This is a genomic window from Bradyrhizobium guangzhouense (assembly GCF_004114955.1).
Taxonomy (GTDB): domain Bacteria; phylum Pseudomonadota; class Alphaproteobacteria; order Rhizobiales; family Xanthobacteraceae; genus Bradyrhizobium; species Bradyrhizobium guangzhouense.
In genome coordinates, this window is record NZ_CP030053.1 from 3,714,245 (window position 1) to 3,740,540 (window position 26,296).

Annotated in this window: 26 protein-coding genes; 17 read left to right on the plus strand and 9 right to left on the minus strand. The window is 63.8% G+C overall.

All coding sequences use genetic code 11. The features are described 5' to 3' along the window. Positions 1 to 10: 10 nt before the first annotated feature. Positions 11 to 694 (minus strand): helix-turn-helix domain-containing protein, encoded by a 684-nt coding sequence (locus tag XH91_RS17965; protein ID WP_128951801.1) that lies wholly within the window; start codon positions 692 to 694, stop codon positions 11 to 13. A gap of 299 nt (positions 695 to 993) precedes the next feature. On the opposite strand from XH91_RS17965, the gene XH91_RS17970 reads away from it, so the two are divergent. Next, entirely contained in the window at positions 994 to 1,617 is a 624-nt protein-coding gene (locus XH91_RS17970) for a response regulator transcription factor (RefSeq protein WP_128951802.1), read from the plus strand. Between the two features lie 164 nt (positions 1,618 to 1,781). Beyond that, the gene (locus XH91_RS17975) at positions 1,782 to 2,105 is read left to right on the plus strand and encodes a response regulator (protein ID WP_347338592.1); all 324 of its coding nucleotides are present in this window, start codon (positions 1,782 to 1,784) and stop codon (positions 2,103 to 2,105) included. A 13-nt stretch (positions 2,106 to 2,118) separates the two neighbouring features. On the opposite strand, the gene XH91_RS17980 is transcribed toward XH91_RS17975, so the two are convergent. The 3 genes from XH91_RS17980 to XH91_RS17990 form a co-directional block, all read right to left on the minus strand. Beyond that, complete coding sequence (locus tag XH91_RS17980) at positions 2,119 to 2,643, minus strand: invasion associated locus B family protein (RefSeq protein WP_245477143.1); 525 nt, start codon at positions 2,641 to 2,643, stop codon at positions 2,119 to 2,121. Between the two features lie 68 nt (positions 2,644 to 2,711). Continuing rightward, complete coding sequence (locus XH91_RS17985) at positions 2,712 to 3,563, minus strand: alpha/beta hydrolase family protein (protein WP_245477144.1); 852 nt, start codon at positions 3,561 to 3,563, stop codon at positions 2,712 to 2,714. A gap of 44 nt (positions 3,564 to 3,607) precedes the next feature. Further along, on the minus strand, positions 3,608 to 5,296 hold the full coding sequence (locus XH91_RS17990; RefSeq protein ID WP_128951804.1) for an aspartate:alanine exchanger family transporter: 1,689 nt from the start codon (positions 5,294 to 5,296) through the stop codon (positions 3,608 to 3,610). A 133-nt stretch (positions 5,297 to 5,429) separates the two neighbouring features. Here XH91_RS17990 and XH91_RS17995 point away from each other — a divergent pair, with 133 nt between their 5' ends. From XH91_RS17995 to XH91_RS18015, 5 genes are all read left to right on the plus strand, one after another. After that, complete coding sequence (locus tag XH91_RS17995; protein ID WP_128951805.1) at positions 5,430 to 6,110, plus strand: YoaK family protein; 681 nt, start codon at positions 5,430 to 5,432, stop codon at positions 6,108 to 6,110. Beyond that, positions 6,107 to 7,813, plus strand: coding sequence for a SulP family inorganic anion transporter (locus tag XH91_RS18000; protein ID WP_128951806.1), 1,707 nt, complete (start codon positions 6,107 to 6,109; stop codon positions 7,811 to 7,813). Before XH91_RS17995 ends, XH91_RS18000 begins: the two co-directional genes overlap by 4 nt. A gap of 138 nt (positions 7,814 to 7,951) precedes the next feature. After that, complete coding sequence (locus XH91_RS18005; protein ID WP_128951807.1) at positions 7,952 to 10,705, plus strand: decarboxylase; 2,754 nt, start codon at positions 7,952 to 7,954, stop codon at positions 10,703 to 10,705. 18 nt (positions 10,706 to 10,723) lie between these two features. Continuing rightward, complete coding sequence (locus tag XH91_RS18010) at positions 10,724 to 12,424, plus strand: aspartate:alanine exchanger family transporter (RefSeq protein WP_128951808.1); 1,701 nt, start codon at positions 10,724 to 10,726, stop codon at positions 12,422 to 12,424. Between the two features lie 19 nt (positions 12,425 to 12,443). Further along, the gene (locus XH91_RS18015) at positions 12,444 to 12,878 is read left to right on the plus strand and encodes a hypothetical protein (protein WP_128951809.1); all 435 of its coding nucleotides are present in this window, start codon (positions 12,444 to 12,446) and stop codon (positions 12,876 to 12,878) included. Between the two features lie 72 nt (positions 12,879 to 12,950). On the opposite strand, the gene ppk2 is transcribed toward XH91_RS18015, so the two are convergent. Together ppk2 and XH91_RS18025 are read right to left on the minus strand one after the other, a co-directional pair. Continuing rightward, a complete protein-coding gene (gene ppk2, locus XH91_RS18020) occupies positions 12,951 to 13,751 on the minus strand; it encodes a polyphosphate kinase 2 (RefSeq protein WP_128951810.1) in 801 nt (266 codons plus the stop codon). A gap of 40 nt (positions 13,752 to 13,791) precedes the next feature. After that, a complete protein-coding gene (locus tag XH91_RS18025) occupies positions 13,792 to 14,244 on the minus strand; it encodes a hypothetical protein (RefSeq protein ID WP_128951811.1) in 453 nt (150 codons plus the stop codon). A gap of 161 nt (positions 14,245 to 14,405) precedes the next feature. On the opposite strand from XH91_RS18025, the gene XH91_RS18030 reads away from it, so the two are divergent. The 8 genes from XH91_RS18030 to XH91_RS18065 all read left to right on the plus strand — a co-directional run bounded on the left by XH91_RS18030 (position 14,406) and on the right by XH91_RS18065 (position 22,308). Further along, positions 14,406 to 14,843: a hypothetical protein gene (locus XH91_RS18030; protein WP_164933972.1), complete on the plus strand. Its 438-nt coding sequence runs from the start codon at positions 14,406 to 14,408 to the stop codon at positions 14,841 to 14,843. Further along, on the plus strand, positions 14,836 to 16,068 hold the full coding sequence (locus XH91_RS18035; RefSeq protein ID WP_128951812.1) for an HlyD family secretion protein: 1,233 nt from the start codon (positions 14,836 to 14,838) through the stop codon (positions 16,066 to 16,068). Before XH91_RS18030 ends, XH91_RS18035 begins: the two co-directional genes overlap by 8 nt. A gap of 96 nt (positions 16,069 to 16,164) precedes the next feature. After that, the gene (locus XH91_RS18040) at positions 16,165 to 18,060 is read left to right on the plus strand and encodes a sensor histidine kinase (RefSeq protein WP_128951813.1); all 1,896 of its coding nucleotides are present in this window, start codon (positions 16,165 to 16,167) and stop codon (positions 18,058 to 18,060) included. Positions 18,061 to 18,165: 105 nt separating this feature from the next. Beyond that, on the plus strand, positions 18,166 to 19,890 hold the full coding sequence (locus XH91_RS18045; protein ID WP_128951814.1) for a DUF3300 domain-containing protein: 1,725 nt from the start codon (positions 18,166 to 18,168) through the stop codon (positions 19,888 to 19,890). Next, positions 19,887 to 20,804, plus strand: a complete 918-nt coding sequence (locus XH91_RS18050; RefSeq protein WP_128951815.1) for a DUF2950 domain-containing protein — start codon at positions 19,887 to 19,889, stop codon at positions 20,802 to 20,804. Before XH91_RS18045 ends, XH91_RS18050 begins: the two co-directional genes overlap by 4 nt. Continuing rightward, positions 20,788 to 21,246 carry a hypothetical protein gene (locus tag XH91_RS18055; RefSeq protein WP_128951816.1) on the plus strand — a complete coding sequence of 153 codons (459 nt, stop codon included), beginning with the start codon at positions 20,788 to 20,790 and terminating at the stop codon, positions 21,244 to 21,246. Before XH91_RS18050 ends, XH91_RS18055 begins: the two co-directional genes overlap by 17 nt. 278 nt (positions 21,247 to 21,524) lie before the next feature. Continuing rightward, positions 21,525 to 21,716, plus strand: coding sequence for a hypothetical protein (locus tag XH91_RS18060; protein ID WP_057756667.1), 192 nt, complete (start codon positions 21,525 to 21,527; stop codon positions 21,714 to 21,716). 265 nt (positions 21,717 to 21,981) lie between these two features. Further along, positions 21,982 to 22,308, plus strand: coding sequence for a DUF1476 domain-containing protein (locus tag XH91_RS18065; protein ID WP_164933965.1), 327 nt, complete (start codon positions 21,982 to 21,984; stop codon positions 22,306 to 22,308). 14 nt (positions 22,309 to 22,322) lie between these two features. On the opposite strand, the gene XH91_RS18070 is transcribed toward XH91_RS18065, so the two are convergent. Next, positions 22,323 to 22,898: a TIGR00645 family protein gene (locus XH91_RS18070; protein ID WP_128951818.1), complete on the minus strand. Its 576-nt coding sequence runs from the start codon at positions 22,896 to 22,898 to the stop codon at positions 22,323 to 22,325. Between the two features lie 197 nt (positions 22,899 to 23,095). Between XH91_RS18070 and XH91_RS18075 the strand changes: the two genes are divergently transcribed. Continuing rightward, a complete protein-coding gene (locus tag XH91_RS18075; RefSeq protein ID WP_128954895.1) occupies positions 23,096 to 23,335 on the plus strand; it encodes a hypothetical protein in 240 nt (79 codons plus the stop codon). A 22-nt stretch (positions 23,336 to 23,357) separates the two neighbouring features. Here XH91_RS18075 and XH91_RS39895 read toward each other — a convergent pair whose 3' ends face one another. Continuing rightward, positions 23,358 to 23,486, minus strand: coding sequence for a hypothetical protein (locus tag XH91_RS39895; RefSeq protein WP_283813040.1), 129 nt, complete (start codon positions 23,484 to 23,486; stop codon positions 23,358 to 23,360). An 806-nt stretch (positions 23,487 to 24,292) separates the two neighbouring features. On the opposite strand from XH91_RS39895, the gene XH91_RS18085 reads away from it, so the two are divergent. Next, positions 24,293 to 25,222: a septal ring lytic transglycosylase RlpA family protein gene (locus tag XH91_RS18085; RefSeq protein WP_128951819.1), complete on the plus strand. Its 930-nt coding sequence runs from the start codon at positions 24,293 to 24,295 to the stop codon at positions 25,220 to 25,222. Between the two features lie 15 nt (positions 25,223 to 25,237). Here the strand turns inward: XH91_RS18085 and XH91_RS18090 are convergent, their stop codons facing one another. Next, entirely contained in the window at positions 25,238 to 26,197 is a 960-nt protein-coding gene (locus XH91_RS18090; protein WP_128951820.1) for an alpha/beta fold hydrolase, read from the minus strand. Positions 26,198 to 26,296: the final 99 nt, after the last annotated feature.

The following is a 26,296-nucleotide window of genomic DNA, read 5'->3' on the forward strand; positions in this document are numbered from 1 at the left end:
CCCCGTCAGATCAAGCCGGCAGATCGAGGCTTGCAAGCCCGTGCCGGTCCACCAACACGATCTGGCGCTGCGTGTTGCCGATAAAGCCGATGATGCCGAGCTCATGTAGCCGTGACAAGGCCCGTGAGACGGTCTCCAGGGTCAGGCCAAGATAGTCGGCGATGTCGCGCCTCGACATCGGCAGCGCCATGACATCAGCCGCGGCCAGCCGCTTGTCCATCTCGAGCAGGAACGCCGCAACGCGCTCCAGCGAGGTCTTGCGCCCGAGCAGCAGCATGTGATCTTCCGCATGCTGGAGATTGTTCGTGGTCATGCTGAGCAGGTTCCTGGCGACCATGGCGTCGTTTTCGGCCACCAGCTCGAGGCTCTGCCGCTTGACGAGACGTACCGTGGTATCGACGATCGCCTCGGCCGTGAACCTGTGCTCGCTGCCATTCTCTAGGCCGAAGATATCGCCGGTGAGATGAAAGGCGCCGATCTGCCTGCGACCGTCCGACAGCAACTTGTAGCTCCGCACCGCCCCGGACTTGACTTGATAGACATATTCGGCGGGTTCTTTCTCGCCGTAGACTTCAGCGCCTTTCCTGTAGGAAAATTCGCTCAGACTGACTCGCGCAGTTGAAGAGCTCGTCATGCCGAGGTCGCGCAGCGAATTGGGGCGGGGTGCGGAATCCGTGGTGATGCGAACGAACATAGGCCAACTCCTCAGCTCGACGCCGAATTGGTCTGTCGGACAGAAATCTCGCCGCAGGAAATGCGCCGCGCAATCCCACTCCCGCTGAAGTTGATTTACGACTAACGCGGTATTCCCATCCATTGTCCCAAGGTTCAATGTATCCGGGGACAGAATGAAATTTCGTTGCGCGGATTGAGAAGCCCCTGCCGCCTTCGGAAGGGATCTCGTGGGGAATCGTACATTTTGATTTTGGTTCAATTCGCCGAATATTGCTCGGTCATTCATTCGTTATTGTTTAAATTTGCGAGAGGTGAGGAGTGCCCGGCCTGGTCCACGTGGTCGATGACGACCCATCGTTCCGGACGGCGATCGAACGTCGGCTTAAGCTCGCCGGCTATGATGTCGCGACCTATGCGTCGGCGCAGGATCTGCTGGACGCCGCACCAGGCGACGATCAACCAGGATGCATTCTGCTGGACGTGCGGATACCGGGACTGAGCGGCCCCGAATTGCAGAGCCGGCTGGTCGCATCGGGCTCGACTCTGCCGATCATCTTCCTGACAGGACATGCCGATACGGCGACCACGGTGCGGACGATCAAGGCCGGAGCGGAAGATTTTCTGACCAAGCCGGTCTCGTCAGAGTTGCTGCTTGACGCGATCGAGCGTGCGCTGGTGCGGCAGGAGGCGGTGCGAAGCCAGCGCGGCAGGCTGGAGGTGTTTCGCGCGCACCTCGCCAGGCTGACTCCGCGGGAGTGGCAGGTGTTTGATCTCATCGTCCGTGGCAAGATCAACAAGCAGATCGCATACGACCTTGGGACGACCGAGCGAACCGTGAAAGCCCACCGCCACCAGGTGATGGAAAAAATGGAAGTCCATTCGCTTGCAGAGCTTGTATCGATCGCGGAGCGGCTTGGAATGCTGGATACGAAGGGCGGTTAGCTCTTTCATCGCCGGGATCGTGGTTTGCCGCACTGGACTGCCCCAAGGGACAATATGAAAATTCGCGGGGCGGTGCTGCCATACGGGTACAGACAGCGCCGGACCGAAAGGTCGCTCCCTTGCCGTCCCGCGACACAGTTTTCGTCGTCGATGACGACCCTTCGATGCGGACCAGCCTGAGCAGGCTGCTTCGTGCGCACGGGTTCGTTGCAACGTTGTTCGACTCCGCGAACGCGTTGCTCGATCAGGGCAAGTTCGAGGAGGCGATCTGCATCGTGCTCGACATCAATCTCGACGGGAAGTCGGGCATCGAGTTGCGGCTCCGACTGGCAGGGCAGGGGGTCGTTGCGCCGATCATCTACATCACCGGCAACGATAGCGCGGCAAATCGTGCCGCCGCGATTGCATCAGGCTGCGTTGCGTACCTGACAAAGCCGTTCTCGGCGCAATCGCTGATCGCCTCGGTCGTGCGTGCATCGGCTGCCTGACCTGCCGGCGCCCTCATTCGTCGACATATTGCTCCAGCGTTTTGGCCGGCGCGCCCTTGTGAACCGACGCGAAATTCGCGAGCGGCACCGACGTTGTCAGCGCCAACAGGCTTGAATCGACGACCTTGAGCATCAAGACCTGTCCCGTGTCCATCTCTTTGATGATCCTCGGCGGCGCGACGTCGCCCGCGATGCATGCGTTGGTCAGGCACCAGCTATAGGGCACGCGGACGGGTTTGCCCTTGTCGACGCTCAGGGTGGCCGGCTGCTGAAGGTACATGCCGACGGGGACAAAGAGTTGCAGCCGGGCCGCCGAGCTGTCTTCGCGTTCGATCAGGTCGATGCGCACGGCCATCTGGCCGGTCGGGAATTTTCCGGTGATCGACGTCCGACACAGGGTGGGTGCGCCACCGGCCTTGAAGCAGAGCTTCTGCCAATCGCCATAGACAATGTCGCTGGCCTCGCGTTGACCGCGGTGGGCGACTTCGGCGGCCTTGTCGGTGTCTGTGGTCTTTGGCGCCGCGTCGGCCGACGGCATCGCGGCGGCTGCGACGAGCAAAGCCAGAGGGGCCATCAGGCGGTCACGAACGTGGGGCATGGCTGCCTCTATTTTTGCGCGTCGAGGAATTTGGCCACCAGCGGCGACCAAAGCGGGATCGCGCTCGGCGAGCCGATGAAAAAGTGGCCCTCGGTTCCGAATGGCGGCATCAGATGGTACTCGGCCTTGCCGCCGGCCGCCGTGAACGCGTCGCGCATCCGCTTCGACAGTTCCGGGCCGAAGAACGTGTCGTTCTCGATATAGATCCAGAGCATCGGCACCCGCGAGGTGCGGCCGAAATCGGCGGTCGCTTCAACCAGCTTGTCAGGCGCGCAATTGTTGTTGGGCTTGCCGCCGACGCGGCCGCCACGGCCTGCGGCGAAGGTGATGATCGCCTTGACCGGCGGTGGGTTCACACTTGACAAGGCGATCGCCGCCCAGCCGCCGGCGGACTGGCCGACCACGACGACGTCTTTCGGAACGATGCGTTTCTCGGCGGCCATGTAGTCGATGATCCAGAGATCGACCTGTGCGACGGCGAGCCCTGCGTCATGGAAGTTGGGATTGATGCATTTGCCGATCTTGGAGAAGAACGGGCCGTAGAGCGCCCGGTCGGGAATGTCGATGGCGGCGGCGCCATAGCCGGTCCCGACCGGCGCCACCACCATATTGCCGCGCTTGGCGAACCATTTGGCGGCATCGCGGAATTCGACCAGCGGAAAGAAGCTGCGTTCGGTCGGATTGAGCGAGACGCCATGGTTCATGATCACCAGCGGGAAGGGACCGTCACCGACCGGTCGGACCACATAGGCGAACATCGGCAGCGGCAGCGGCAGTGCCCAGATCTCCTCCTGAATTCGGACGTCGTCGTCGGCGTATGCGGGCACCGCAAAGACGAGAAGACCAAGGATGGCAGTCATCAACCCGCGGCGTATTTCAGGCAGGGGACCCATGATGCCCTCCCTCATCCGGAATACGTGGCGGCGACGACGATCGGACCGAGCACCGTCAACACGACGTTGCCGACCGCATAAGGCACCGCAACGCCAAGCACCGGCGTCTTGCTCTCGGCAACATCGCAGACGCCGGTTACGGCAGCATCCACGGTCATGGCACCCGCCAGTGCGCCGCACGTCACGACCGGGTTCATCCGAAGCACATAACAGGCGACCAGCGTACCGACCGTCAGCGGGACCAGCGTGACAACCATCCCCATGGCAACGAGCAACACGCCATGGGCCTGGATCGCCGACCAGGCGGCGAGGCCGTTGCCGAGGCCGATCGCCGCAATGAAGCCGCCCAGGCCGATATCGCTCAAGGTCTGCTGTGCGGCGGGCGGCATGGCGCCCATGGTGGGCCTGCGCGAACGCAGCCAGCCGCAGACCAGGCCCGCAATCAGCGCGCCGCCTCCGCCGCCCAGCGTCAGCGCAACGTTGCCAACCTTGAAGCTGGCGAGACCGGCCAGAAGGCCGGCGGCTATGCCGGCGGCGACAAACGCAATATCGGTGCGATCGCTCGTGGTCAGGGCAGAACCAACCTGCGCCGTCGCCCGCGCGATATTGGCGGTGCTGCCGACCAGCGTCATGACGTCGCCGATATAGACGCGCGTATCGGGCCCGAGCGGCACTTCGCGACCCATCCGGGTCAGTGCGCGCAGGAAGACGCCGCGCGCGCTGTCGCCGACGATCTCGGCCACTTCGCGGATCGAGCGGCCGTGCAGCTTGCGGTTCTCAACGAGCACTTCGACGACGTTGCCGGGCAGGCTGCGCAACAATTCGTCGGCGTCGATTTCGGCGCCGATGACCGGCTTGGCCGCGACGATCACCGCGGTCGGACCGGTCAGGACGATGGCGTCACCATTTTCGAGCACGACATCGCGATGCGGCCCGACGTCGGCGCCATGGCGGACGATCCGCTCGACGACGGTGCGCCCGCCGATCTCGGCTTCGATGGATTCGACAGTGCGGCCGGTGGCGGTTGAGACGCGATAGGCCCGTGCCTGGAACTTGCGGTAGGCGAGATTGTCGGTCTTCGCAGGGACGCCGCCGGCAAGCTCGGCCTCGAGTTTCTTGGCCTCCGCCTTGAGATCGACCCGCATCAGCCGCGGCGCGACGAAAGGGACGAACAGCAGCGTCAAGATGTAGCCGAGCACATAGGTAACGGCATAGCCGGCGGCGATATTGGCTTCCTGTTGCTTCAAGGTGTCGGCCGCGAGGCCGAGTTGCGCCAGCGCGCCTGATGCGGTGCCGATCACCGAGGATTGGGTCAGCGCACCGGCGGTGAGGCCCGCGGCGGTGCCGGTATCGAGCTTGAACAGGCGAGCAAAGATCAGCACGAGCACGAGGCCCGTTGCACCGATCACCAGCGACAGCACGACCTGCGCCAGCGTCCGGATGCTCAAGGAGGCGAAGAACTCCGGGCCGGAGCGATAGCCGATCGTGAAGACGAACAGGCTGAACAGGATGGCACGCAGGATCGGCGGGAAGGTGAAGCTACCGAGCTGTCCGATCAAGACAGCGACGATCAGGATGCAGGCGGTGGTGCCGATCGAGAAGCCGCGCACCTTGATGCGGCCGAGAACGGTACCGATCGCAATCGCCAGCAGCAGGAAGATTTCCGGTGCGGTGGCGATGATCCACCTGACGGTTTCCATGGTCGACGTTCCCCGGCGCGTTTCCCGCGATTTGATTTGCTGGGGGAGGAGATTGCTTGATCCAGATCAAGCCCCGGCGTGGAGCCGGCGAGGCCTATGAGCCCATGAAGGATTTAAGCCCCGTATTGTCGACATGAGCACCCTGGACGTTGCCGCCGGCGCGATCCGCCGCGATGAAACGGTCGAGATTGTCCTGCTGCTGGCCTTTGTCGGCGGCTTCATCGATGCCTACACATGGATCATTCACGGCGTCATGGCGAATGCCCAAACCGCGAATGTGATCTTTCTCTGGGTCTACGCCATGACCGGCGATTGGACCAAGGCACTGCATTTCGTGCCGCCGATCCTGGCCTTCGCCGTCGGCATCGTCCTCGCCGCCTGGCTGCGCCGCGTGGTCGGGGAGCGCGCCAGTGCGCTCAGTGTCCTGGTCGAGATCATCTTCTTGATCGTGGTCGGCATCTTGCACAATCGGGTGCCGGATATGGCAGGAACGCTCGGCATTTCCATGGTCGCGGCGATGCAGTCGGCAATATTCATCAAGGTCGAGGGCGCGGCCTGCAGCACGGTGATGATCACCGGTAACATGCGTCAGACCATCGAGAACATCTTCGCGGTCGTCTACGGAGGCGCGCCGCTGGGGACGCTGCGCAGATCGGCCATCTTCTTCGCCCTGTGCGCGGTGTTCGGCTGTGGCGCGGCCATTGGTGCTTTCGCCACCGAGACCATTCCCAACCTCGCGCTCGGCGGTCCCGTCGTTGCGCTGCTGATTGTCCTGCTGCGCTGCGAGGCGACACCGCGCGAGGTGATCACATGATTACGCCATCCGAACCGAAATGGACGCGGTTCTTTCCACCGGCCGACTGGCTTGCCGCCTATCGTCGCGAATGGCTTCCAGCCGATGCCGTCGCCGGCGTCACACTCGCCGCTTACGCCATTCCGGTCTCGCTGGCCTACGCGGCACTTGCCGGCCTGCAGCCGCAGATCGGTGTCTACGGCTACATGCTCGGCGGCATTGGTTATGCCCTGCTTGGGGATTCGCGGCAGTTGGCGATCGGCCCGACGTCGGCGATCTCGCTGATGATCGCAGCGACCGTCGGCGCGCTCGCCGGCGGCGACGCCGTGAAGTATGCCCAGATTGCAAGTCTCGCGGCGTTCGGCGTTGCGGTGCTCTGCTTCACGGCCTGGCTGTTCAAGCTCAGCGTGCTGGTTCGGCTGGTCAGCGACAGCATTCTGGTCGGATTCAAGGCCGGTGCGGGGCTCACCATCATCATGAGCCAGTTGCCGAGCCTTTTCGGTGTCGCCGGCGGCGGGCACAATTTCTTTGACCGTGCCTTCAAGCTGGCCGGGCAGCTCGGTCATCTCGATCCCCTGGTGCTGGCGATCGGTGCTGTCGCGCTCCTGCTGCTTCTGCTCGGCGAACGGCTCTTGCCTGGCAAGCCGGTCGGTATCACCATCGTGGCTCTCGCGATCGTGGTGGCGACGCTATCAGGCTTTCCCGGCCGCGGTGTGCCCGTGACCGGGAAGATCCCGGAGGGCCTACCGGCGCTGGGCATGCCGACCTTCGGCCTGCTTGAATTCGACGATTTGTTTCCGCTCGCCGCCGGCTGCGTGCTGCTGGCGTACATCGAAGGCGTTTCGGCGGCCCGGAGCTTTGCCGCCAAGCACGGCTATCCGCTCGACGTCCGCCAGGAGTTTTTGGGGCTGGGCGCCGCGAACCTCGCCGCCGCCTTCGGTCATGGCTATCCCGTCGCCGGCGGCCTGTCGCAATCGGCGGTCAATGACAGCGCGGGTGCGCGAACACCTCTTGCGCTCGTGATCTGTTCGGTCACGCTCGGGCTCTGTCTTCTGTTCTTCACGGGGCTGCTGACCAACCTGCCGAAGGCGGTACTCGCGGCCATCGTCTTTGCCGCGGTCTACAAGCTGGTCGATATCCGAGCGCTGGTGCGGATGTGGCAGGTGAGCCGGATCGACTTCTACGCTGCGTCGATCGCACTGATCTCGGTGCTGTTGCTCGGCATCCTCCAGGGCGTCTTGCTGGCCTCGATCGCGTCGATCATCCTGCTGCTGGCGCGCGCCTCGCGGCCCAACGTTGCCTTTCTCGGCCGCTTGCCGGGCAGCGGCCGCTATTCGGACAGCGCGCGACATCGGGACGTCGAGCCGCTCGTCGGCATCATCGCGTTTCGTCCCGAAGCTTCGCTGCTCTACATCAATGCCGAGACGATTCTGGATACGGTGCTGACCGCGCTGCGTAGTTCGCCGGGCGTCCATCTGGTCGCCTGCGACCTTTCCGCGTCGCCCACGATCGATCTGGCGGGCGCGCGCATGCTGCACGATCTCCATGACGAGCTTGCGTCGCGCCGGGTGACCCTCTGCATCGTCGGCGCGCACGCGCAGCTTCGCGACCTGCTGCGCGCCGAAGGGCTCGGGGAGAAGACCGACAGCGGTCAGTGGCTGCGCTCGCTCGACAGCGTGCTCGGCGAAAACACCGGCGGTCCGGCGGCCCAGCGAACGGCGTGACGAGCTTGTTGCGTTGCGAATGGCACCGCACGCGGCCTGCCGAGAATGAACGCGACCGTTGACTTGGATCAATGGAGCGACCGGCGCCCAAAGCACGATCCCGCATCATTTTTCGCTTGTAAGGATCGGGAGAGATATATGTCCAAGGACACCAAGGCCGCGCAGAAGCGCATCGATCAGTTCTTCTCCGGTCCCGGCGCGCGCGCGGACGATTGGCGCGATCTGGTCGAGGCTGCCAAAGTCTGGGCGCGCGGCGGCGATCGCGCACCTTATGACGAGGCGCTGGCCAATCTGTCGGTGACGGAAGAATTCCACGGCTATCCCGGCCTGCAATTGATGGCGGCCCTGCGCGAGGCAGCCTCGTCAGGCGATGCGGCCGCCTCGCGCTCGCTTGCGACCCGGATCACCCAGGCGTTGGCCACGCGATCCTTCCGCCAGCATGCCGGCGATTGGAATGCGAAGGATGATGGCAATGGCGATGCGCCCGAACTGGCGTCGCCCACCTTCGCCGGGCATAAGGCGCGCCGACCCTATTTCGAGACCTTGATCGTCACCGGCGTGTCATCCAGCCAATGGCCGGCTCTCGCGGCCGAATGGCGCAAGCTGCGCCGTCCAGAAGACGGCTTCATTTACGAGCCGGTCATCGTCGGCAGTCTCGAAGACGCCTTCTGCGCGACCATGCTCAATCCGAATCTGGGGGCCGTCATCATCAACGAGGGCTTTGGCCTTCGTTCCCGGCACGATGCGCCGGTGCTCCGTTCGCTCACGGCGACGGCCGGTCTCAAGGACGAATCCGATGCCTCCGCGCTGCGTCTCGCCCAGATCATCAAGCGCGTCAGGCCGGAGCTCGATCTCTACATGATCTCGAACCGCGACGTCGAGGAACTCGCCGGCAATCCCGAGGCCAACGTGGTTCGCCGCATTTTCTATTCGGTGGAAGAGCTGTTGGAACTGCATCTGTCGATCCTCGAAGGCATCCAGGACCGCTACGACACGCCGTTCTTCGACAATCTCAAGAAATACGCCCAGCGCCCCATAGGCACTTTCCACGCGCTGCCGATCGCCCGCGGCAAGTCGATCTTCAAATCCGACTGGATCCGCGACATGGGCGAGTTCTATGGCCCGAACCTGTTCCTGGCCGAGAGCAGCGCGACCACCGGCGGTCTCGACAGCATGCTGGAGCCGACCGGCAACATCAAGAAGGCCCAGGAGAAGGCGGCGAGGGCGCTTGGCGCCGACCGCGTCTTCTTCGTCACCAACGGCACCTCGACCTCGAACAAGATGGCGGTGCAGGCGCTGCTCGCGCCGGGCGACATCGCGATCGTCGATCGCAACTGCCACAAGTCGCACCATTACGGCATGGTGCTCGCCGGCGCGCAGCCGCTCTATGTCGAAGCGTTCCCGATGACGGAATATTCGATGTATGGCGCAGTGCCGCTCAAGACGATCAAGCAGGCCCTGCTCAACGCCAGGGCCGAGGGCCGGCTCGATCGCGTCAAGATGCTGGACCTGACCAACTGCACCTTCGACGGCCACATCTACAACACCCGCCGGGTGATGGAGGAATGCCTCGCCATCAAGCCGGATCTGATCTTCCTGTGGGACGAGGCCTGGTTCGGCTTCGCGCGCTTCTCGCCGTTCCTGCGCCGCCGCACCGGCCTCGGCGCCGCCAACGACATCGAGGCGTGGATGCGTGATCCCAAATCGGTCGATGCCTATGAGAAGCAACAGGCTCAGCTCGGCAAGACCCCGACGGACGAGGTGCTGCTCAACACGAGGCTCGTTCCCGATCCCAGGAAGATCCGCTTGCGGGTGTACCAGACCAACTCGACCCATAAGTCGATGTCGGCGATCCGGCAGGGTTCGATGCTGTCGGTCAAGGACGTCGAATTCCACACGGTCGAGCAGCAATTCAAGGAGGCCGTGTTCACGCATGCCTCCACCAGCCCGAACCAGCAGCTCATCGCCAGCCTCGACATCTCGCGGCGGCAGATGGAGCTGGAGGGCTATGGCCTCGTCGCCAATGCGATCGAGATCGCGTTCGCGATCCGGCAGGCGGTGAACAACAATCCGCTGCTCTCGAAATACTTCCGCATCCTCGGCGCCGACGGCATGGTGCCGGCGCAGTATCGCCAGACCGGCTTCACGGATTATCTCTCGGCTGGCGTGAACTGGGCGACGACACTGAAGAGCCTCGACGAGGACGAGTTCTGCCTCGATCCGACCCGCATGACGCTGGTGTGCGGCATGGCCGGTTTCGACGGGACCCAGTTCAAGGGCATTCTCGCCAACGACTACAATATCCAGGTCAACAAGACCTCGCGCAACTCGGTCCTGGTCCAGTCCAACATCAACAACACCCGCAGCGACGTCGCGCATCTCATTCGCGTCCTCGCCGAGATCGCAGGCGAGGTCGATCGGGGGCTGGTGCAAGGCGGCGAAAATGCGCGCAAGACGTTCGAGGCGCGCGTCAAGAGCCTGATGAAGGACGTGCCCGACTTGCCGAACTTCTCGCACTTCCATCCGAGCTTCCGCGGTGATTCCGGCACCAGGACCAACGAGGGCGACATCCGCAGCGGCTTCTATGCCGCCTATGACGTCGCCGGCTGCGAGCATATCCGCCTCAACGATCCCGAGATCGACCGTCGGCTGAAGGCCGGCCCCGAGCTGGTCTCGGCGAATTTCGTGATCCCTTATCCGCCGGGCTTCCCGATCATGGTGCCGGGCCAGGTGATCACCCAGGAGACCATCGACTTCATGCGCAAGCTCGATGTGAAGGAGATCCATGGCTACGACGCCAAGGAGGGGCTCAAGCTCGTGCGCACGGAGGCTCTGGCGAAGCTCGGCCGGCCCAAGCCCGGCACGCAGCCGAAGCTCAAGGCCGCGTCATAGGTATCGGAGGGGACCGACATGCAGGGATTTTTCACGTTCCTTCAGCAGAACCCGTATCTGCTGCTGTTCTTCGTCGTCGGCCTCGCCGTCTATATTGGCCGGGCCAGCATCAAGGGTTACGGCCTCGGCATGGTCGCCGGCGCCATTGTGGTGGGCGCCGGCCTGTCGGTGTGGTCGTCGACCTACGGCGTCAAGCTCGAGCTGAATAATTTTGCCAAGAGTCTGTTCTACTATCTCTTCATGTACGGGGTGGGCCTGCGTGTCGGGCCGTCCTTCATCAACAGCCTGAAAGGTGACGGGCTGAAGTTCTGCATATTGGCGCTGGTGTCGAGCGTGCTCGGCCTCGCGCTGGTCGTTCTTGGTGCCAAGATCTTCGATCTTCCTGTTGGTGCCGCGGGCGGCATGCTGGCGGGCTCGCAGACGATGTCCGCGGCGATCGGCTCGGCTGAGCAGGCAATCACCTCGGGCGTCGTCAAATTGCCCGAAGGCATGAAGCCCGAGCAGGCTTCCGGCATGATCGCGCTGTCCTACGGTATCACCTACATCTGGGGCACCGTCGGCATCATCCTGATCTGCAAATATCTGCCGCGCTGGTGGGGCGTCGACGCCCGGGCCGCCGCGAAGCAATATGAGCAGGAATTCGGGGTCAAGGATCTCGAAGGCGGCGGCCTCACCGGCTATCGCCAGTTCGGCCTGCGCGCGTACAGACTGGAGAACCCGGCCACGGCGGGCATCAGCATCGCCAAGTTCCGCGCGATGAATCCGGAATACCGGATCGTCAACGTCGGACGGAACGGCGAGCCGCAAGGCGCCGATGCCGATCTCGTGCTGCAAAAGGGCGATATCGTCGCCTTGGGCGGCTCGACCGAGCATCTCACCGACAAGATGGGCCTGATCGGTCCCGAGGTCGCGGATGCCAAAACACTCGGCGTTCCCATGGACCAGGCGGACATCCTCATCACCAACAAGGACATGGTGGGACGGACGTTCGAATCCTTCCGCGATACGGCGATTGCCGGCCAGTTGCAGGTTACCAAGGTCGAGCGCGGGGGCGTGCAGATCCCGGCCGGTCTCAAGACCAAGCTGGAGCGGATGGACATCGTCTCGGTCGTCGGCCTCAAGTCTGCGGTCAACGAGCTCGGCGACATGTGGGGCCGCATTGCGCGCACCAACACGTCGACCGACCTGCTGACGCTGGCGACCGGCATGATCCTCGGCTTCCTGATCGGCATGGTGGACTTCCCAGCGTTCGGCGCCAGGGTTGGCCTCGGCAATGCCGGCGGCCTCCTGCTGTCGGGTGTGATCGTGTCCTCGATCGTGTCGCGGCTCCGGTTCTTCGGCAATACGCCGAACGCGGCTCGCAACGTGCTCGAAGATCTCGGCCTCGTCGTGTTCGTTGCCATCGTCGGCGTCAATGCCGGCGCCGGGCTGCTGTCGCAGCTGACGGGTGCGATTGCCCTCAAGATCTTCATCGTCGGGTTCATTGCCTGCACGATCCCGCCGTTCATCGTCTGGGCGATCGGCTTCCACGTCTTCAAGATCAACCCGGCGGTGCTGATGGGCGGCGTTGCCGGCGCGCGGTCGCATTCCGGTCCGTGCCGGGAGGCCGCGGTCGAAATTCAGAGCTCCGTGCCCTGGATCGGATTCCCGGTCGGCTATGCCGTCTCGGGCATCCTGCTGACCATCTTCGGCTATTTCGCAATGCTGCTGGCGCAGTAAAACAAAGGGGAACTTTGCCATGAAAAAATTGACCGTCGGAGCTGCGCTGGCCGCTTCGCTTGCGATCCTTGCCGGATTCAGCACGCCCTCGCGTGCCGACACCGGCCAGGTCGCCGTCGTCTTCACCAAGGGCGGCTTCATCGTCGGCGTCGGCGGCGGGGAGGGCGTGCTGCTCTACAGGGGCCACAAATATCCCTTCACGGTGTCAGGGATGAGCGTCGGCTTTACCGTCGGCGCCTCGACCACGAAGCTGGTCGGACGCGCGCTCAATCTGAAGGGACCGCAGTCGATCGAAGGCTCCTATGCCGCGGGCGGCGCAGGCGGCGCCGTTGCAGCCGGTGCCGGCGCCGTGCAGCTGCAGAACGGCAATGGCGTGATCCTACAGCTCAGCGGACCGAAGGTCGGCGCGGAGCTTTCGGCCGCCGTCGGCGGCGTCACGATCCGGCTCAAATAGCGGGAGCGAGGCTTGCACCAAACAAAACGGGCTGCGTCACCGCAGCCCTTTTTCATATGGCGATCGTGCGCGTCAATATCGCTCTTCGACGAACTTCCGCCCGCGCAGGCTGGCCTGGTCGTTGTAGCGTCCCTTGTGGGAGCGAGGCGGCAGCTTGACCTTCTCGCGCTTGACCTTCTTGTAGGGGATCGTCTGCAGGATATGCGAGATGACGTTGAGCCGCGCACGCCGCTTGTCGTCGGAGCGGATCAGCCGCCATGGCGCATGCTTGGTGTCGGTCGCCTCGAACATCATGTCCCGCGCACGGGAATAGTCGTACCAGCGGCCGAATGACTCGGTGTCCATCGGGCTCAACTTCCATTGCCGCAGCGGATCCTCGATCCGCGCCTTGAAGCGGAGTTCCTGCTCCTCCATCCCGACCTCGAGCCACAGCTTGATCAGGATGATGCCGGCATCCACGGCGAATTTCTCGACCAGCGGGCACAATTCCAGGAAGCGCTTGTGGTCGGCCGGCGAACAGAAGCCCATGACATATTCGACGCCGGCGCGGTTGTACCAGCTGCGGTCGAAGATCACGATCTCGCCGCCGGCGGGATACTGTTCGATATAGCGTTGCAGGAAGAGTTGGGATTTCTGCCGGTCGGAAGGTGCGGGCAGGGCACAGACACGGAAGACGCGCGGGCTCACCTTTTCGGTCAAGGCCTTGATGGTGCCGCCCTTGCCGGCAGCGTCGCGGCCCTCGAAGAGGATGATCACCTTGAGTCTCTGCGCTTTGACCCACTCCTGAAGGTGACACAGCTCGACCTGGAGCTTTTCGAGCTCCTTCTCGTAGACTTTGCGCTTCATTTTCTCCGCGGACTTGTCCTTCGCCATGCTTGTCCCTTCGCCGTTGCGCTCGTCGCTCGTCTCGAAATCACTTGTCCCATGAAATGGTCACGCCGATATCGCCCGGCATGCCGCCCGGAAATTCGATGACCTGATAGGCAATGCGATAACCGCGCGGCTGAAGATAGTCGGCCCAGAGCTGGAAGATCTCCTTGGGGATCCCGGTCAGCGTGTTTTCCCAGCCCTTTTCCATCTGGTTGATGGCGCGTCCCTTGTCGGTGCAGAGCGAGTTGGGGAAGCGATAGACCATCACCTCGGTGAGGCCGTTTCGCACCGCGCGCTGGATGATGGTCGCCGCGAGCTTGATCTTCTCCTCCTCGCTCTTGCCGGAGGGCTTGCTCAGGCGCTCGATCAGCGCGTGCTTCTCGGCTTCGGCGGCCGCGGCGAGACGGACATACTCTTCCGCCTTCTCGGCCTCCTTCAGTGCCGCCTCTTTGCGGATCTGCGTGGCACTGGGAATGAGTTCGTCAAGCCCGGGCATGGCTTCGGCTCCCTGTGATTGTTCGAACGGCGTTCATGGACGCTAGGTCCGGCACGGCCGCGTTCCCTTGATTCAAATCAAGCAATCCGGGGGGCTTGCCGAACACAGTGCCGCCCAAGGCGTTTGACCGGGAGAGGCAATTGAACGATCAGCTCAATCCAATGGCTCCGCACCATCTGCCGTTCTATCTCGCGCCAGGGAGCGGGACCGACACCTTGATGGTGATCATGGGGGTCTTCCTGATCGGCACCGTGCTGTGGGTCGGCACGCTCTATTGGAAGCTGCACAGTCTGCCGGAGCGGATGGCGCACAAGTCGCAGAAGCTCCAATTCGAGTTCGTGGCCGTGCTCGGCCTGATCTCGCTGTTCACGCATATGCACATCTTCTGGATTGCGGGCCTCTTGATCGCGCTGATAGACATACCCGATTTCGGCACGCCGCTGCGCAGCATCGCCGATTCCGTCGAGAAGATTGCCGACGCGACGCCGGAAGGCGCCGCGATGAGCACGGATGCTGGCTCGGCGCCCTCGGCTGCCGAGACGCCGCCTTCAACCGACAAGCCGGGCCCCGCGAAGGAAAAGGAGCACAGCCATGTTTGAGCTGATGTTCTGCTCGCTGCTCACGATCGTTCCCGATTACCTCTATCGCCGCTACGGCCAGGGCAAGCGCTTCGGCAAGGAGATCACCTTCTTCTCGGTCTGGTACGAGCTGCGCTGGGGCATCACCGGCTGCCTGATGCTGACGATTTCGCTGATCACCATGATCTTCTACTTCCACCCGGCGACGGAGTCGGCGACGCTCTACTTTCGCACCGTGCCGATCGTGCCGGAGGGATCGGGCCGGGTTGCCGAAGTGAAGGTCGGCTTCAGCCAGGCGGTGAAGAAGGGCGACGTCCTGTTCACGCTGGATAGCTCCAAGCAGCACGCCGCATTCGAAACCGCCAAGCGGAAGGTTGCCGAGGTCGACGCCGCGATGCTGACGGCGCAGGCCGACGTGTCCAAGGCGGAAGCGCAAATTGGCGAGGCGAAAGCCAATCTTCAGCAGGCCAAGGACGAGCTCGACGTCAAGAGCGAGCTACAGCGCCGCAATCCCGGCATTGTCCCGCAACGCGACATCGAGAAGCTGCAGGTGCTGGTCGATCAGCGGCAATCCGGCGTTGACGCCGCGACGGCCGCGAAAGAGTCGGCAAGCCTGCAGGTCTCGACTTTGCTGCCGGCGCAGAAGGCGAGCGCCGCAGCGGCGCTCGATCAGGCCCAAGTCGATCTCGACAAGACCATTGTCCGAGCCGGTGTCGATGGCCGGGTCGAGCAGTTTCTCATCCGTCCCGGCGACGTCGTCAACCAGTTGATGCGTCCGGCAGGGGTTCTCATTCCGGAGGAAGCGGGCCGAAAGATGCTGCAAGCCGGTTATGGGCAGATCGAGGCGGGTGTGTTGAAGCAAGGCATGGTGGCGGAAGCTGCCTGCATCTCCAAACCCTGGGTCATCATCCCCATGGTGATCACGACGGTGCAGGATTACATCGCCGCGGGACAGTTCCAGGCGGGACAGCAATTGCTCGAGGTTCAGAACGCTCAACAGCCGGGCACGATCCTCGTGTTTCTCGAGCCGCTCTACAAGGATGGGCTCGACGGTGTCACACCGGGGAGCAGTTGCGTCGTCAACGCCTATACGAGCAATCATGAGGAGATTTCTGCCGAGCATACCAGCACCAGCCGGGCCTTCGCGCTCCACGTCGTCGATGGTGTCGGCCTCGTGCATGCGATGCTGCTGCGAATCCAGGCCTTGCTGATGCCCATCAAGACTCTGGTCTTGAGCGGTCATTGAATGCGCGGATGCCCGCTCTACGGCCTGTTGGAGCGCCGCAATTTTCGCTAGAATTGTGGCCGGAAGCTGCTGGAAAAGGCCGCCGGCGGAGGCGAGATGAGCGGGCGCAGATCCGGGGTGTCGGTCAAGCCGGGTGCTGTTTGGGTTGCGTGGCTCGGGCTCGGCCTGTTGCTGACGGCCTGCGTTCTCTCCGGCAGCGCCGATGCCGCCCAGCGCAGCGCGCGCGGTGAGCCCAAGCGTGTGCTCATATTGCATTCTTTCGGCCGCGAATTCCGCCCCTGGAGCGAGTATGCGCGGAGCATCAAGGCCGGGCTCGAGCAGCGATCGTCCTGGCCGCTCGACATCCAGGAACACACGCTGCTCAGTGCGCGATTCAACAATCCCGGCCCGGAAGCGCCCTTCGTCGAATATCTCGCCTCGCTCTATCAAGGCGCACCGCCCGACATCGTGATCAGCATCGGTGCTCCGGCGGCGCGCTTCGCGCAGCGCTATCGCGCCAAGCTTTTTCCCGATACACCGATGGTGCTGACCGTGGTCGAGGAGCGGCTGGTGGATCGCTCCGATCTCACCGACAACGACGTCGTTGTGTCGGCCCGCCTCGATTTCATGGCGGTGTTTGACAATATCCTGCGCGTCCTGCCGGACACCAAAGCCGTCGCCATTGTGATAGGAGCATCGCCGCTCGAGAAATTCTGGATCGACGCATTGAAGCGGGATTTGATTCCGCTCGGAAATCGTCTCGAGCTCGTTTGGCTTTCTGACCTGTCGTTCCAGGAGATTCTCGAACGCGCGGCCAAGCTTCCGCCCCACACTGTGCTGTTCTGGGGGCTGATGTCGGTCGATGCCGCTGGCGTCATGTACGAGGGTGACCTCGCCTTGCGAAGCCTGCGCGCGGTCGCCAACGCGCCTATTTTCTCCTACCAGGACCCTTTTTTCGGCGGCGGCACCGTTGGCGGCCCGATGCAGCTCACGGCGGAGACGAGCCGCAAGACGGTCGATGCCGTGATGCGAATTCTCGGAGGCGAGAAACCGTCCGCCATCAAGTACGAGCCGATCGAATTCGGGCGGCCGAAATACGACTGGCGCGAATTGCAGCGCTGGGGCATCAGCGAAACTAGCCTGCCTCCCAACAGTGAAATCCTGTTTCGCGAGCCGACCATCTGGGAGCGCTATCGCGGGCAGATGCTGCTGATTGCTGCGATCATCTTGGTGCAGGCCGGCCTGATCAGCGGATTGTTACATGAGCGCAACGGCCGCCGGGTCGCGGAGATCGAGTCGCGACGACGCCTCGCCGAGCTTGCCCACGCCAACCGCTATTCGTCCGTCGGAGAGTTGACGACCTCGATCGCGCATGAGCTCAATCAGCCGCTGGGCTCGATCCTGACCAACGCCGAGACAGCCGAGCTCATGCTGCAGGGAAATTCACCCGACATCAACGAGATCCGGCTGATCCTCGCCGATATCAGGCGGGACGATCAGCGGGCGAGCGAGGTCATCCGCCGGCTGCGCAGCGTCCTGAAGAAGACGCCGTTCGAGATCAAGAATATCGAACTCAACGAGACGGTCCGGGAAGCGGTCGGCCTCGCCAGGGCCGTCGCCGAGGGACGTCGGATCACGCTGATCTATACCCCGGTGTTGGCCGATCTGCGCGTCAAAGGTGATCCCATCCAGCTTCAGCAGGTCGTTCTCAACTTGATCATCAATGCGATGGACGCGATCACCGATGCGAACGCCGGCAAGCGCGAGGTCAGCGTCTGGACCGTGCGCGCCGGCAAAGAGTCTGAGGTCAATGTCGTCGATACCGGACCGGGTGTGGCGGCGTCCGATCTCGCCCATGTGTTCGATCCCTTCTTTTCCACCAAGCCTCAAGGCATGGGCATGGGACTTGCGATCGCAAGGACCATCGTCGAGGCCCACCACGGCACGATCAACGCGACCAACCAGCAGGCGGGTGGGGCACGGTTCACCATCCGGCTGCCGCTCCTCGGTTGATCGCCGCGTCGCAACAGCGCGGAGGCTCCGTTTCGTTGATCTCGATCAACAAACGACCGTGCCCCGGCCTGATGGTCGCGGACGGAAAGCTTTGTGGAGGTCGTGATGTTTCGCTGCGGCAAGATCCTGATGGCGCTTGCGCTGGTGATGGCGGTCCCCGTCGCTGCAATGGCTCAGGCCACTACCCCGGCGGCACCGAGTGCGCCGGCCGCGCCCAGCACCCAGGCCCAGCCGTCCGCTCCTGCAGCACCGGCAGCCGAGCTGCTGAAGCCAGAGCAGCTCGAGGCGCTGGTGGCGCCGATCGCGCTCTATCCCGACGAGCTGCTGGCCAACGTGCTGGCGGCCTCGACCTATCCACTCGAAGTGGTGCAGGCCGATCGTTGGCTGAAAGACAACAAGAGCTTGAAGGGCGATGCGCTGAGGGCAGGAGTCGAAAAGCAGAGCTGGGACGACAGCGTCAAGGCGCTTGCCAGCACGGCGGATGTGCTCGCCATGATGAGCGACAAGCTCGAATGGACCCAGAAGCTCGGCGATGCCTTTCTCGCCCAGCAGCCCGACGTGATGGATGCAATCCAGCGCTTGCGCAACAAAGCCTACGACAACAAGAAGCTGGTCACCACCAAACAACAGAAGGTCAGTGTCCAGTCCCAGGAGGGTAAGCAGGTCGTCGTGATCCAGCAGGCCAATCCCGCGGAGATGTACGTGCCATACTACGATCCGGCGACGGTGTATGGCACTTGGCCCTATGCGGAATATCCGCCGTATTATTGGGGCTATCCGTCCTACATCGGTGCGGGCGTGGTCGCAGCCGGGCTCGCCTTCGGCACCGCCTGGGCGATCGGGCGCTGGGGCAATTATTGGGGCGGCGGCTGCAACTGGGGCAACCGTAACGTCTACGTCAATCATCGCACCACCAACATCAATGGCGGTTGGCAACACAATCCGGCCCATCGCGGCGGAGTTCGTTACAACAACACCAACGTCCAGCAGCGCTTCGGCAACAACAACGTCAGGGCCGGCGCGTCGGACCGCATGGATTTTCGCGGGCGTGACGGCAAAGAGGTGCTGCGTCCGAGCCAGGGCGGCCCGGGAGACCGTGCAGGAGATCGTGCCGGCGACCGTGCTGGTGATCGTGCAGATCGTGCAGGTGATCGCGGCGGTCCGGGCGATCGGGCCCGAGATCGGGCTGGTGACCGCGCGGGCGATCGCGGCGATCGAGCGGGCGCTGGCGATCGTGCGGGTACCGGTGATCGCGCCAAGGGCGGCGGCGACCGCGCCAAGGCCGGCAACAAGGCTGGCAACAAGGGCGGCGGCGACCGTGCCAAGGCAGCGAACCGTGCCGGTGGCGGTGGCGGCAATCGCGGCGGCGCCATGAACGTCTCTTCCGGCCGGTCGGCAGCGGCGGCATCAGCGCGCGGACGCGAGAGCATGGCGAGCATGCCGCGTGGTGGCGGTGGCGGACCCAGCATGGCCGGGCGCGGCGGCGGCGGAATGGCCGCACGTGGCGGCGGCGGTGGCTTCGGAGGCGGAGGCGGCCGTGGTGGTGGTGGTGGCGGCGGCCGGCGCTCCGATATCGCGCTGAAGCACGACATCGTCCTGCTTGGGCATCTTTCGAATGGGCTCGGTTATTATCGCTTCAGCTATATCGGCAGCGACAAGAGCTATGTCGGCGTGATGGCACAGGAGGTGGAGCGGGTGATGCCCGAGGCGGTGACCCGCGGCAGCGACGGTTATCTGCGCGTCTATTACGACAAACTGGGGCTGACGTTCCGCACTTACCGCGAGTGGCTCGCCGGCGGCGCGAAAATCCCCACGGAGGTGATGCCATGAACTGCGTGACATCGTTCCATCGTGCGATCCTGCCCGGCGTGATCGCGCTCGCGTTGTTCGCCTCGCCGTCGCTCGCGCAGGAATCCTACAAGTCCCCGGAGGATGCCGCATCAGCACTGGCGGCCGCCGTCAAGGCTGGCCCGAAAGACATCCTGAAGGTGCTGGGCAGGGCAGCCGAGGACATCGTCTCGTCCGGGGACGAGGTCGCCGACAAGGACATCCGCGCGCGCTTCTCGTCGATGTACGACACCAAGCATGGCATCAAGGCAGAGGGCAACAAGACCGCGACCCTGATGCTGGGACCGGATGATTTCCCATTCCCGATTCCGCTGGTGAACACCAAGGCCGGCTGGGCGTTCGATGCGGACGAGGGCCGCATCGAGGTGCTTCGCCGGCGCATCGGCCGCAACGAGCTCGACGCAATCCAGACTGCGCTGGCCTATGTCGATGCGCAGAACGAATACGCCGACAAGGACCGCGGCGAGGGCGTCGGCGTCTACGCCCAGCGCTTCGTCTCGTCGCCCGGCAAGAAGGACGGGCTGTTCTGGCGTGACGACAGCGATCCGAGCCCGCTCGGCCCCTTCGCGGCCGAGGCCTCGCGGGAGGGGTATGAGGCCAGCGACGTCGGGCCCACGCCCTATCACGGCTACTACTTCCACATCCTCAAGGGGCAGGGGCGTGACGCGCCTGGCGGCACGCTCAACTATGTCGTCAAAGGCAAGATGATCGGCGGTTTCGGACTGATCGCCTGGCCCGCCGAATACGGCAATTCCGGCGTGATGACGTTCCTCGTCAACCATGCCGGCACCGTCTATCAGAAGGATCTCGGCAAGCGCACCGAGTTCATCGCCGAGCGCACCACGTTGTTCGATCCCGATGAGACCTGGAAGAAGGTCGATGCCGCAAAACCCTGAACGACGCGCGCACCTGCTTCGCCTGATGGCCATGCTGCTGCTGGCATTCGGGCTCGCCGCGCCGGCGAAACCGTCCTTCGCCCAGGCGGCCGGCCATGTCAGGGTCAAGATCCTCAAGGCTGGCTTGCTGGTGGGCGGCGGCGCCGGCCGCGGCGTGCTGACCTATCGCGGCAAGACCTATCCTTTCAAGATCACCGGCCTGAGCTTCGGCATCACGGCTGGCGTCACGGTCGGTCGCCTCGATGGCTGGGCTTCTGATATAAGCGACGTCAGCGATTTCGCCGGCACCTACAGCTCCGTCGGCGGCGGCTTTGCACTGGTCGGCGGCGTCAACGGCGTTCACCTCCGCAACGAGAAGGGCGTCACCATGGTGCTGCAGGGCCCGAAGGCGGGGCTCGAGCTCGCGGCCAATATCAGCCAGATCACCATTGCGCTGAGGTGAGGCGCGTCGGACGCGCCGTGGAATGGCACGTGGGTTGAGTATTGTGCCGTCGCGCAGCGCGCGTGACAGTCAATTTCGGAATAGTCGCATTTTGCCACTGTTTTGCCCGACGCGTCAAATGGTTTTCCCGGACGTGCAACACGATGCGCGCAAGGTGTTGATTCGACCGGGCGCGCTACTGTGCATGGGGTTGTTTTCGGTTTTCTTCCGATGACATGCGGCGGAGGGGCCGCAAGGCCCGAGGTGGAACTTTCCAGTCACCGGCGCGTTATCCGGCCATGACTGAAGACCTTTCCTTCCGACGCAAACCCCTGACACCGGAACAGCGCCAGGCGCGCGATGCGGCTCGCCGGATCGAGGCCGAGAAGGCCATGCGCGACCATGAAGAGGCGCAGAAGGCGTTTCACGCCAATCGCGAGCGGCTGAAGGCCGAGCGGCTGGCCCGCGAGGCGGCCGCAGCAAAGGCCTGACGGCCCCGGGGCTGCTGGGCACGGCCGGTTCGGCACCGGCCGGACGGGCGCCAGGCGGCGTCTAAATCCCCGAAGCTCTGCTCATGCGTTGGCTCTCGATGTCCCCGGAGGCCGCGTGCGCGCCGTCGCCAGCCAGGCGCACGCGACGGCTTGACGCCGTCGGCCTTCGGCCGGAAGATTTCAAATCATCCTGAGATGACCAGAACCACGGAGACGTTCGCTCCCAGTCCAGATCCCACCAGCGATAGCGCAAATGGAGCTGACCATGACCACGTTCGACAAGCGCGAGCAGGGCTTTGAGGCCAAATTCGCCCATGACGAGGAGCTCATGTTCAAGGCCGCGGCCCGATCGAACAAGCTGCTCGGGCTGTGGGCTGCAGGCGAGCTCGGGCTCAGCGGCGATGCCGCCGCTGCTTACGCGACGAAGCTGGTGACCGACAGTCTGGCGAATCGGACGATGGACGAGACTTTGAACAAGGTTTCGAGCGACCTCGCCGCGAAGGGCATTTCGCGCGAGCATGTTGCGCAGAAGATGCAGGAATGCCTGCACCAGGCGCTGGCGCAGCTCGAAGCCGTATCGCGCCAGGCTTGACGTCGATCAGCACCTCACTCCTGGTGCTTGCGTGTGGTGTCGCTGAACCTGTCGACGAAGGCGATCCCGATCGCCGACGCGACGAACGTGATGTGGATCAGCACCTGCCACATCACGCCGTTCTCGGTCAGGCTGGCGCGGCTCGAGCCGAGATTGCCGGCCTCGATGAAGGTGCGCAGCAGCGCGATCGAGGAGATGCCGATGATCGCCATCGCGAGCTTGATCTTGAGCACGCTGGCGTTGACATGGCCGAGCCATTCCGGCTCGTCGGGATGGCCCTGGAGGTCGAGCCGGGAGACGAAGGTCTCGTAGCCGCCGACGATCACCATCACCAAGAGGTTGGAGATCATCACGACGTCGATCAGCGCCAGCACGCTCATCATGATCTCCTGCTCGGTGAGCTCGAGCGCATGCGATGCGAGGTGCCAGAGCTCCTTCAGGAACAGCACGATGTAGACGCATTGCGCCACGATCAGCCCGAGATAGAGCGGCAGCTGCAGCCAGCGGGACCCGAAGATGATCATCGGCAACAGGCCGAGGCGCGGCGAGGGCGGGCGAGGGCCGGTCGTCGTTTCAGGCTCTACCGACATGCAAGGTCCGAAGATGGAGGTGACGCTGGTCCCCATGTACCGCGCCACGATGGCCGGAGGAAGACGTCAGGCCGGGTCTGCTTCTGGAGCTCGTATCGTCTCGTGCTATCGTCCCGGACGGACGGCTGGCGATCCCCAGGAGGCAGACAGTGCGCGGCTTTGGCCAACGGCTCGGAAGGATCGCGCTTGCAAGCGCGATGATCTTTGCTGCCGGCAAGGCCGCGGAGGTGGCGGCGACGCCGCTGACGCCGTTTCGCTATGAGGCGCAGGCCCAGCGCCATTGCCCCGGCGACCAGGTGGTCTGGCTGGATTTCAGGAAGGGCGTCTACTACCGCAAGGGACAGAAGTTGTATGGCCAAGGGTTTGACGGCAGCTTCGTCTGCGCGAATGAAGCGCGCGACAGCCTCTATCGCAGCTCTCGGTTGGGCCTGCGCTGAGCGGGGCGAGCGCGAGGCGAAGCTATTTCTGCTTCGGCAGCGTCATCGGGACGTGCGGGGAGGTGCTGATGACCCGGGAGCTTCCGTCGGGATAGGTCCGGCCGCCGCGGATCAGCGATTCCAGAACCAGGATGAATTTCTCGGCTAGCATGTTCGTCACCTTGGCTGGTGGTGGCCTCTTGAAATTACGTCGAGGCGCCGAACACGAGAATTCAATCAACTAAATGGGAGCGGAGTCTGTCGCGCATGCTGCGCTGCGATGCGCAGCGATCTGAAAATGCAGAAGGGTTGGTCGGAGGATCAGGCGAAGGCCAACGCCACGAGGCTCGAGCAGAGCAGGACCAGACCGCCTGCGGTCAAGGCCAGAAAGCCATCGGACACGAGGTCATGTTTGCGCATGGGACACCTGCTACTCTCGTCCTCGATGCTCGATCGGATTGATTAAAATTGTCCGAACGTGCCGCTGTGAAGAGGTGATGCAATGTCGCCCGCGAGAGTGCCTTCAGGCCCTCGTGCGGTAGCCTTCAAACGCATGGGCCAGGAAGATCCCCGCGCTTACCAGACCCATCAGTGCCGAAACCGTCTCGATCATCGTTAAATTCCAATCCCGCCCCTGCAGGCGAGAAAACGCGGGCGGCCTTGCACAGTCAAAAGAATTCCGGTGAAGCCAGCGATATCGAGGGTGGAGTGAGCTTTTGCCGCAACAGCTTGTGCAGGACTGGCACAGACGAGCCGGTGCCAAGGCCTTTGCGCCCCGTAGATCAACGGAGAATTGCGAACGTCCTGTTTACCATCCCGGTGCGTACATTATGAACTCCCCATTTCCGCCGTGTTCGGGTTGCGTTATCGTTACCGCCTCTGGGTCGGTGGTGGGCCGCCTCGGAGCTTGAGGTCCGGAGGGCGCCCCCGCAGACAAGCGGGTTGGGTTCGGCTCCGGCGAAATGGTATTTGGGGCGAATGGGGATCCGACGGTCAGATTCGGTGGTGCGGGCGGCGCGGTGCGTTGCGGCGGTCGCCACCTGCCTAGCGCTCGCCAATTGCGCCTCGTCCAACAAGTTCGCCGGCCGGGTCGATCCCAAATATGGCGTGTCGTCGAGCCCGCGCGTCGTGGCCTGGGGCGAGCCCGTGCCCAAAGGCGGCGGCACCTATCGCGTCGGCAAGCCTTACGTCGTGGCCGGCCGGACCTATGTGCCGGAGGAGGACGTCAACTACCGGGCCGAGGGCATGGCCTCCTGGTATGGTGATGATTTCCACGGCCGCCTGACTGCCAATGGCGAGGTCTTCGACATGGGCTCGCTGACGGCAGCCCATCCGACCCTGCCAATGCCGTGCTATGCGCGGGTGACCAATCTCTCCAATGGCAAGTCGCTGATCGTCCGCGTCAATGATCGCGGTCCCTATCACGGCAACCGCCTCATCGACGTCTCGAACAAAGCCGCCGAACTGCTTGAATTCAAAGGCAATGGCGTCGCCAAGGTCCGCGTCGAATATGTCGGCCGGGCGCCGCTGGAAGGCTCGGATGACCGCCAGCTGATGGCGACACTGCGCACCGGCGTGCCGGCGCCGTCGCCCTCGATGGTGCGGGTCGCCTCGGCGCGGCCGTTCGTGCCAGAGCTGCCCTCGTCGAACCGCGGCGCCATCAGGGGCGAAGTCCCGATGCCGGAGGGGCGGCCTTACAGCCTCGGCAACACTTCAGCGGACGTTGCCTCGATCAATGCGACCTCCGAGATGTCGGCATCGAGCCGCAGCCGGGGCCGGGCGCTGCAGAATGTCCGGCAGGTGTCTTATGACCAGGACGGCCGCTACGCCTCCGATAGCGGTCTTGCCGCCTCTGACGACGGTGCAGCCGAGGCCCGCAGCATCCTGACTGGCCGCGGCCTGTACTGATCCCCGTGCGCCCGCTTAGTGCGACGACGCTTCGCGCAGAAATGCGACCAGCGCGGCGTTGACCTCGCCGGGCCGCTCCTGCTGCACCCAATGGCCGGCGCCCTCGAGGATCAGTTTTCGCGTCAGATTCGGCAGCACGCGCTCCAGCTCGTTGACGCGCTTGGCGCCGATCAGGCCGGTGATGACAGCGTCCTGCGCGCCGGCGATGAAGAGGGAGGGTTGGTGGATCTGCGCGTCCTGCCAGGGTGCGGTCAGTTCCCAATTGCGGTCGATATTGCGATACCAGTTCAGACCGCCGCGAAAGCCGGACCTGCGGAAGTTTTCGGTGAAATGAGCCAGATCGTCCTCGGTCAGCCACGCCGGTAGCGGCCCCTCGGCGGTCGCATGGCCGAGAAAGCCCTTGCCCTCCTGCACGAACATCGCGGCATCAGGGGCGGCAAGTCCGCGGCCGCCAAGCACGATGCGCATGGTGCGAGCAACGTCCTGCTCGAACTCGGCCTCGGCGACATCAGGCGTCTGGAAATACTGCCAGTAGAAATTGGTGATGCCGCCCTGGCGCAGCAGCTCGAGCGGCCGACCGCGTCCGCGGAACGGCGGCGGCACGCTCAGGCCTGCGACGGCCGTGAAGATATCGGGACGGAACAGAGCCGCATGCCAGGCGACGGGGGCGCCCCAGTCGTGCCCGACCACCATGGCTTTGGTCTTCCCGAGCGCCTGGACCAGACCGACGACGTCGCCCACCAGGTCAAAGATCGAATAGGCTGATACGTCCGACGGCGCAGCGCTCCGGCCGAAGCCGCGCATGTCAGGGGCCACGACGTGAAAGCCGGCGGCCGCCAGTGCCGGGATCTGATGTCGCCACGAATAAGACAGTTCCGGCCAGCCATGGCACAGCACCACCAGCGGTCCCTGGCCGGTGGCTTCGCGGATGAAGAGGTCGATCCCATTGGCCTTGATCACACGAGTCGTGGACATCGCTTTTCCGCCTTGTTTCAGGGATTTGGTCGGGAAACATAAGGTGCCACGATAGGGATGCGGCGAGAATCGTGCAATCTCGCGGCAAGCGCTGATCCT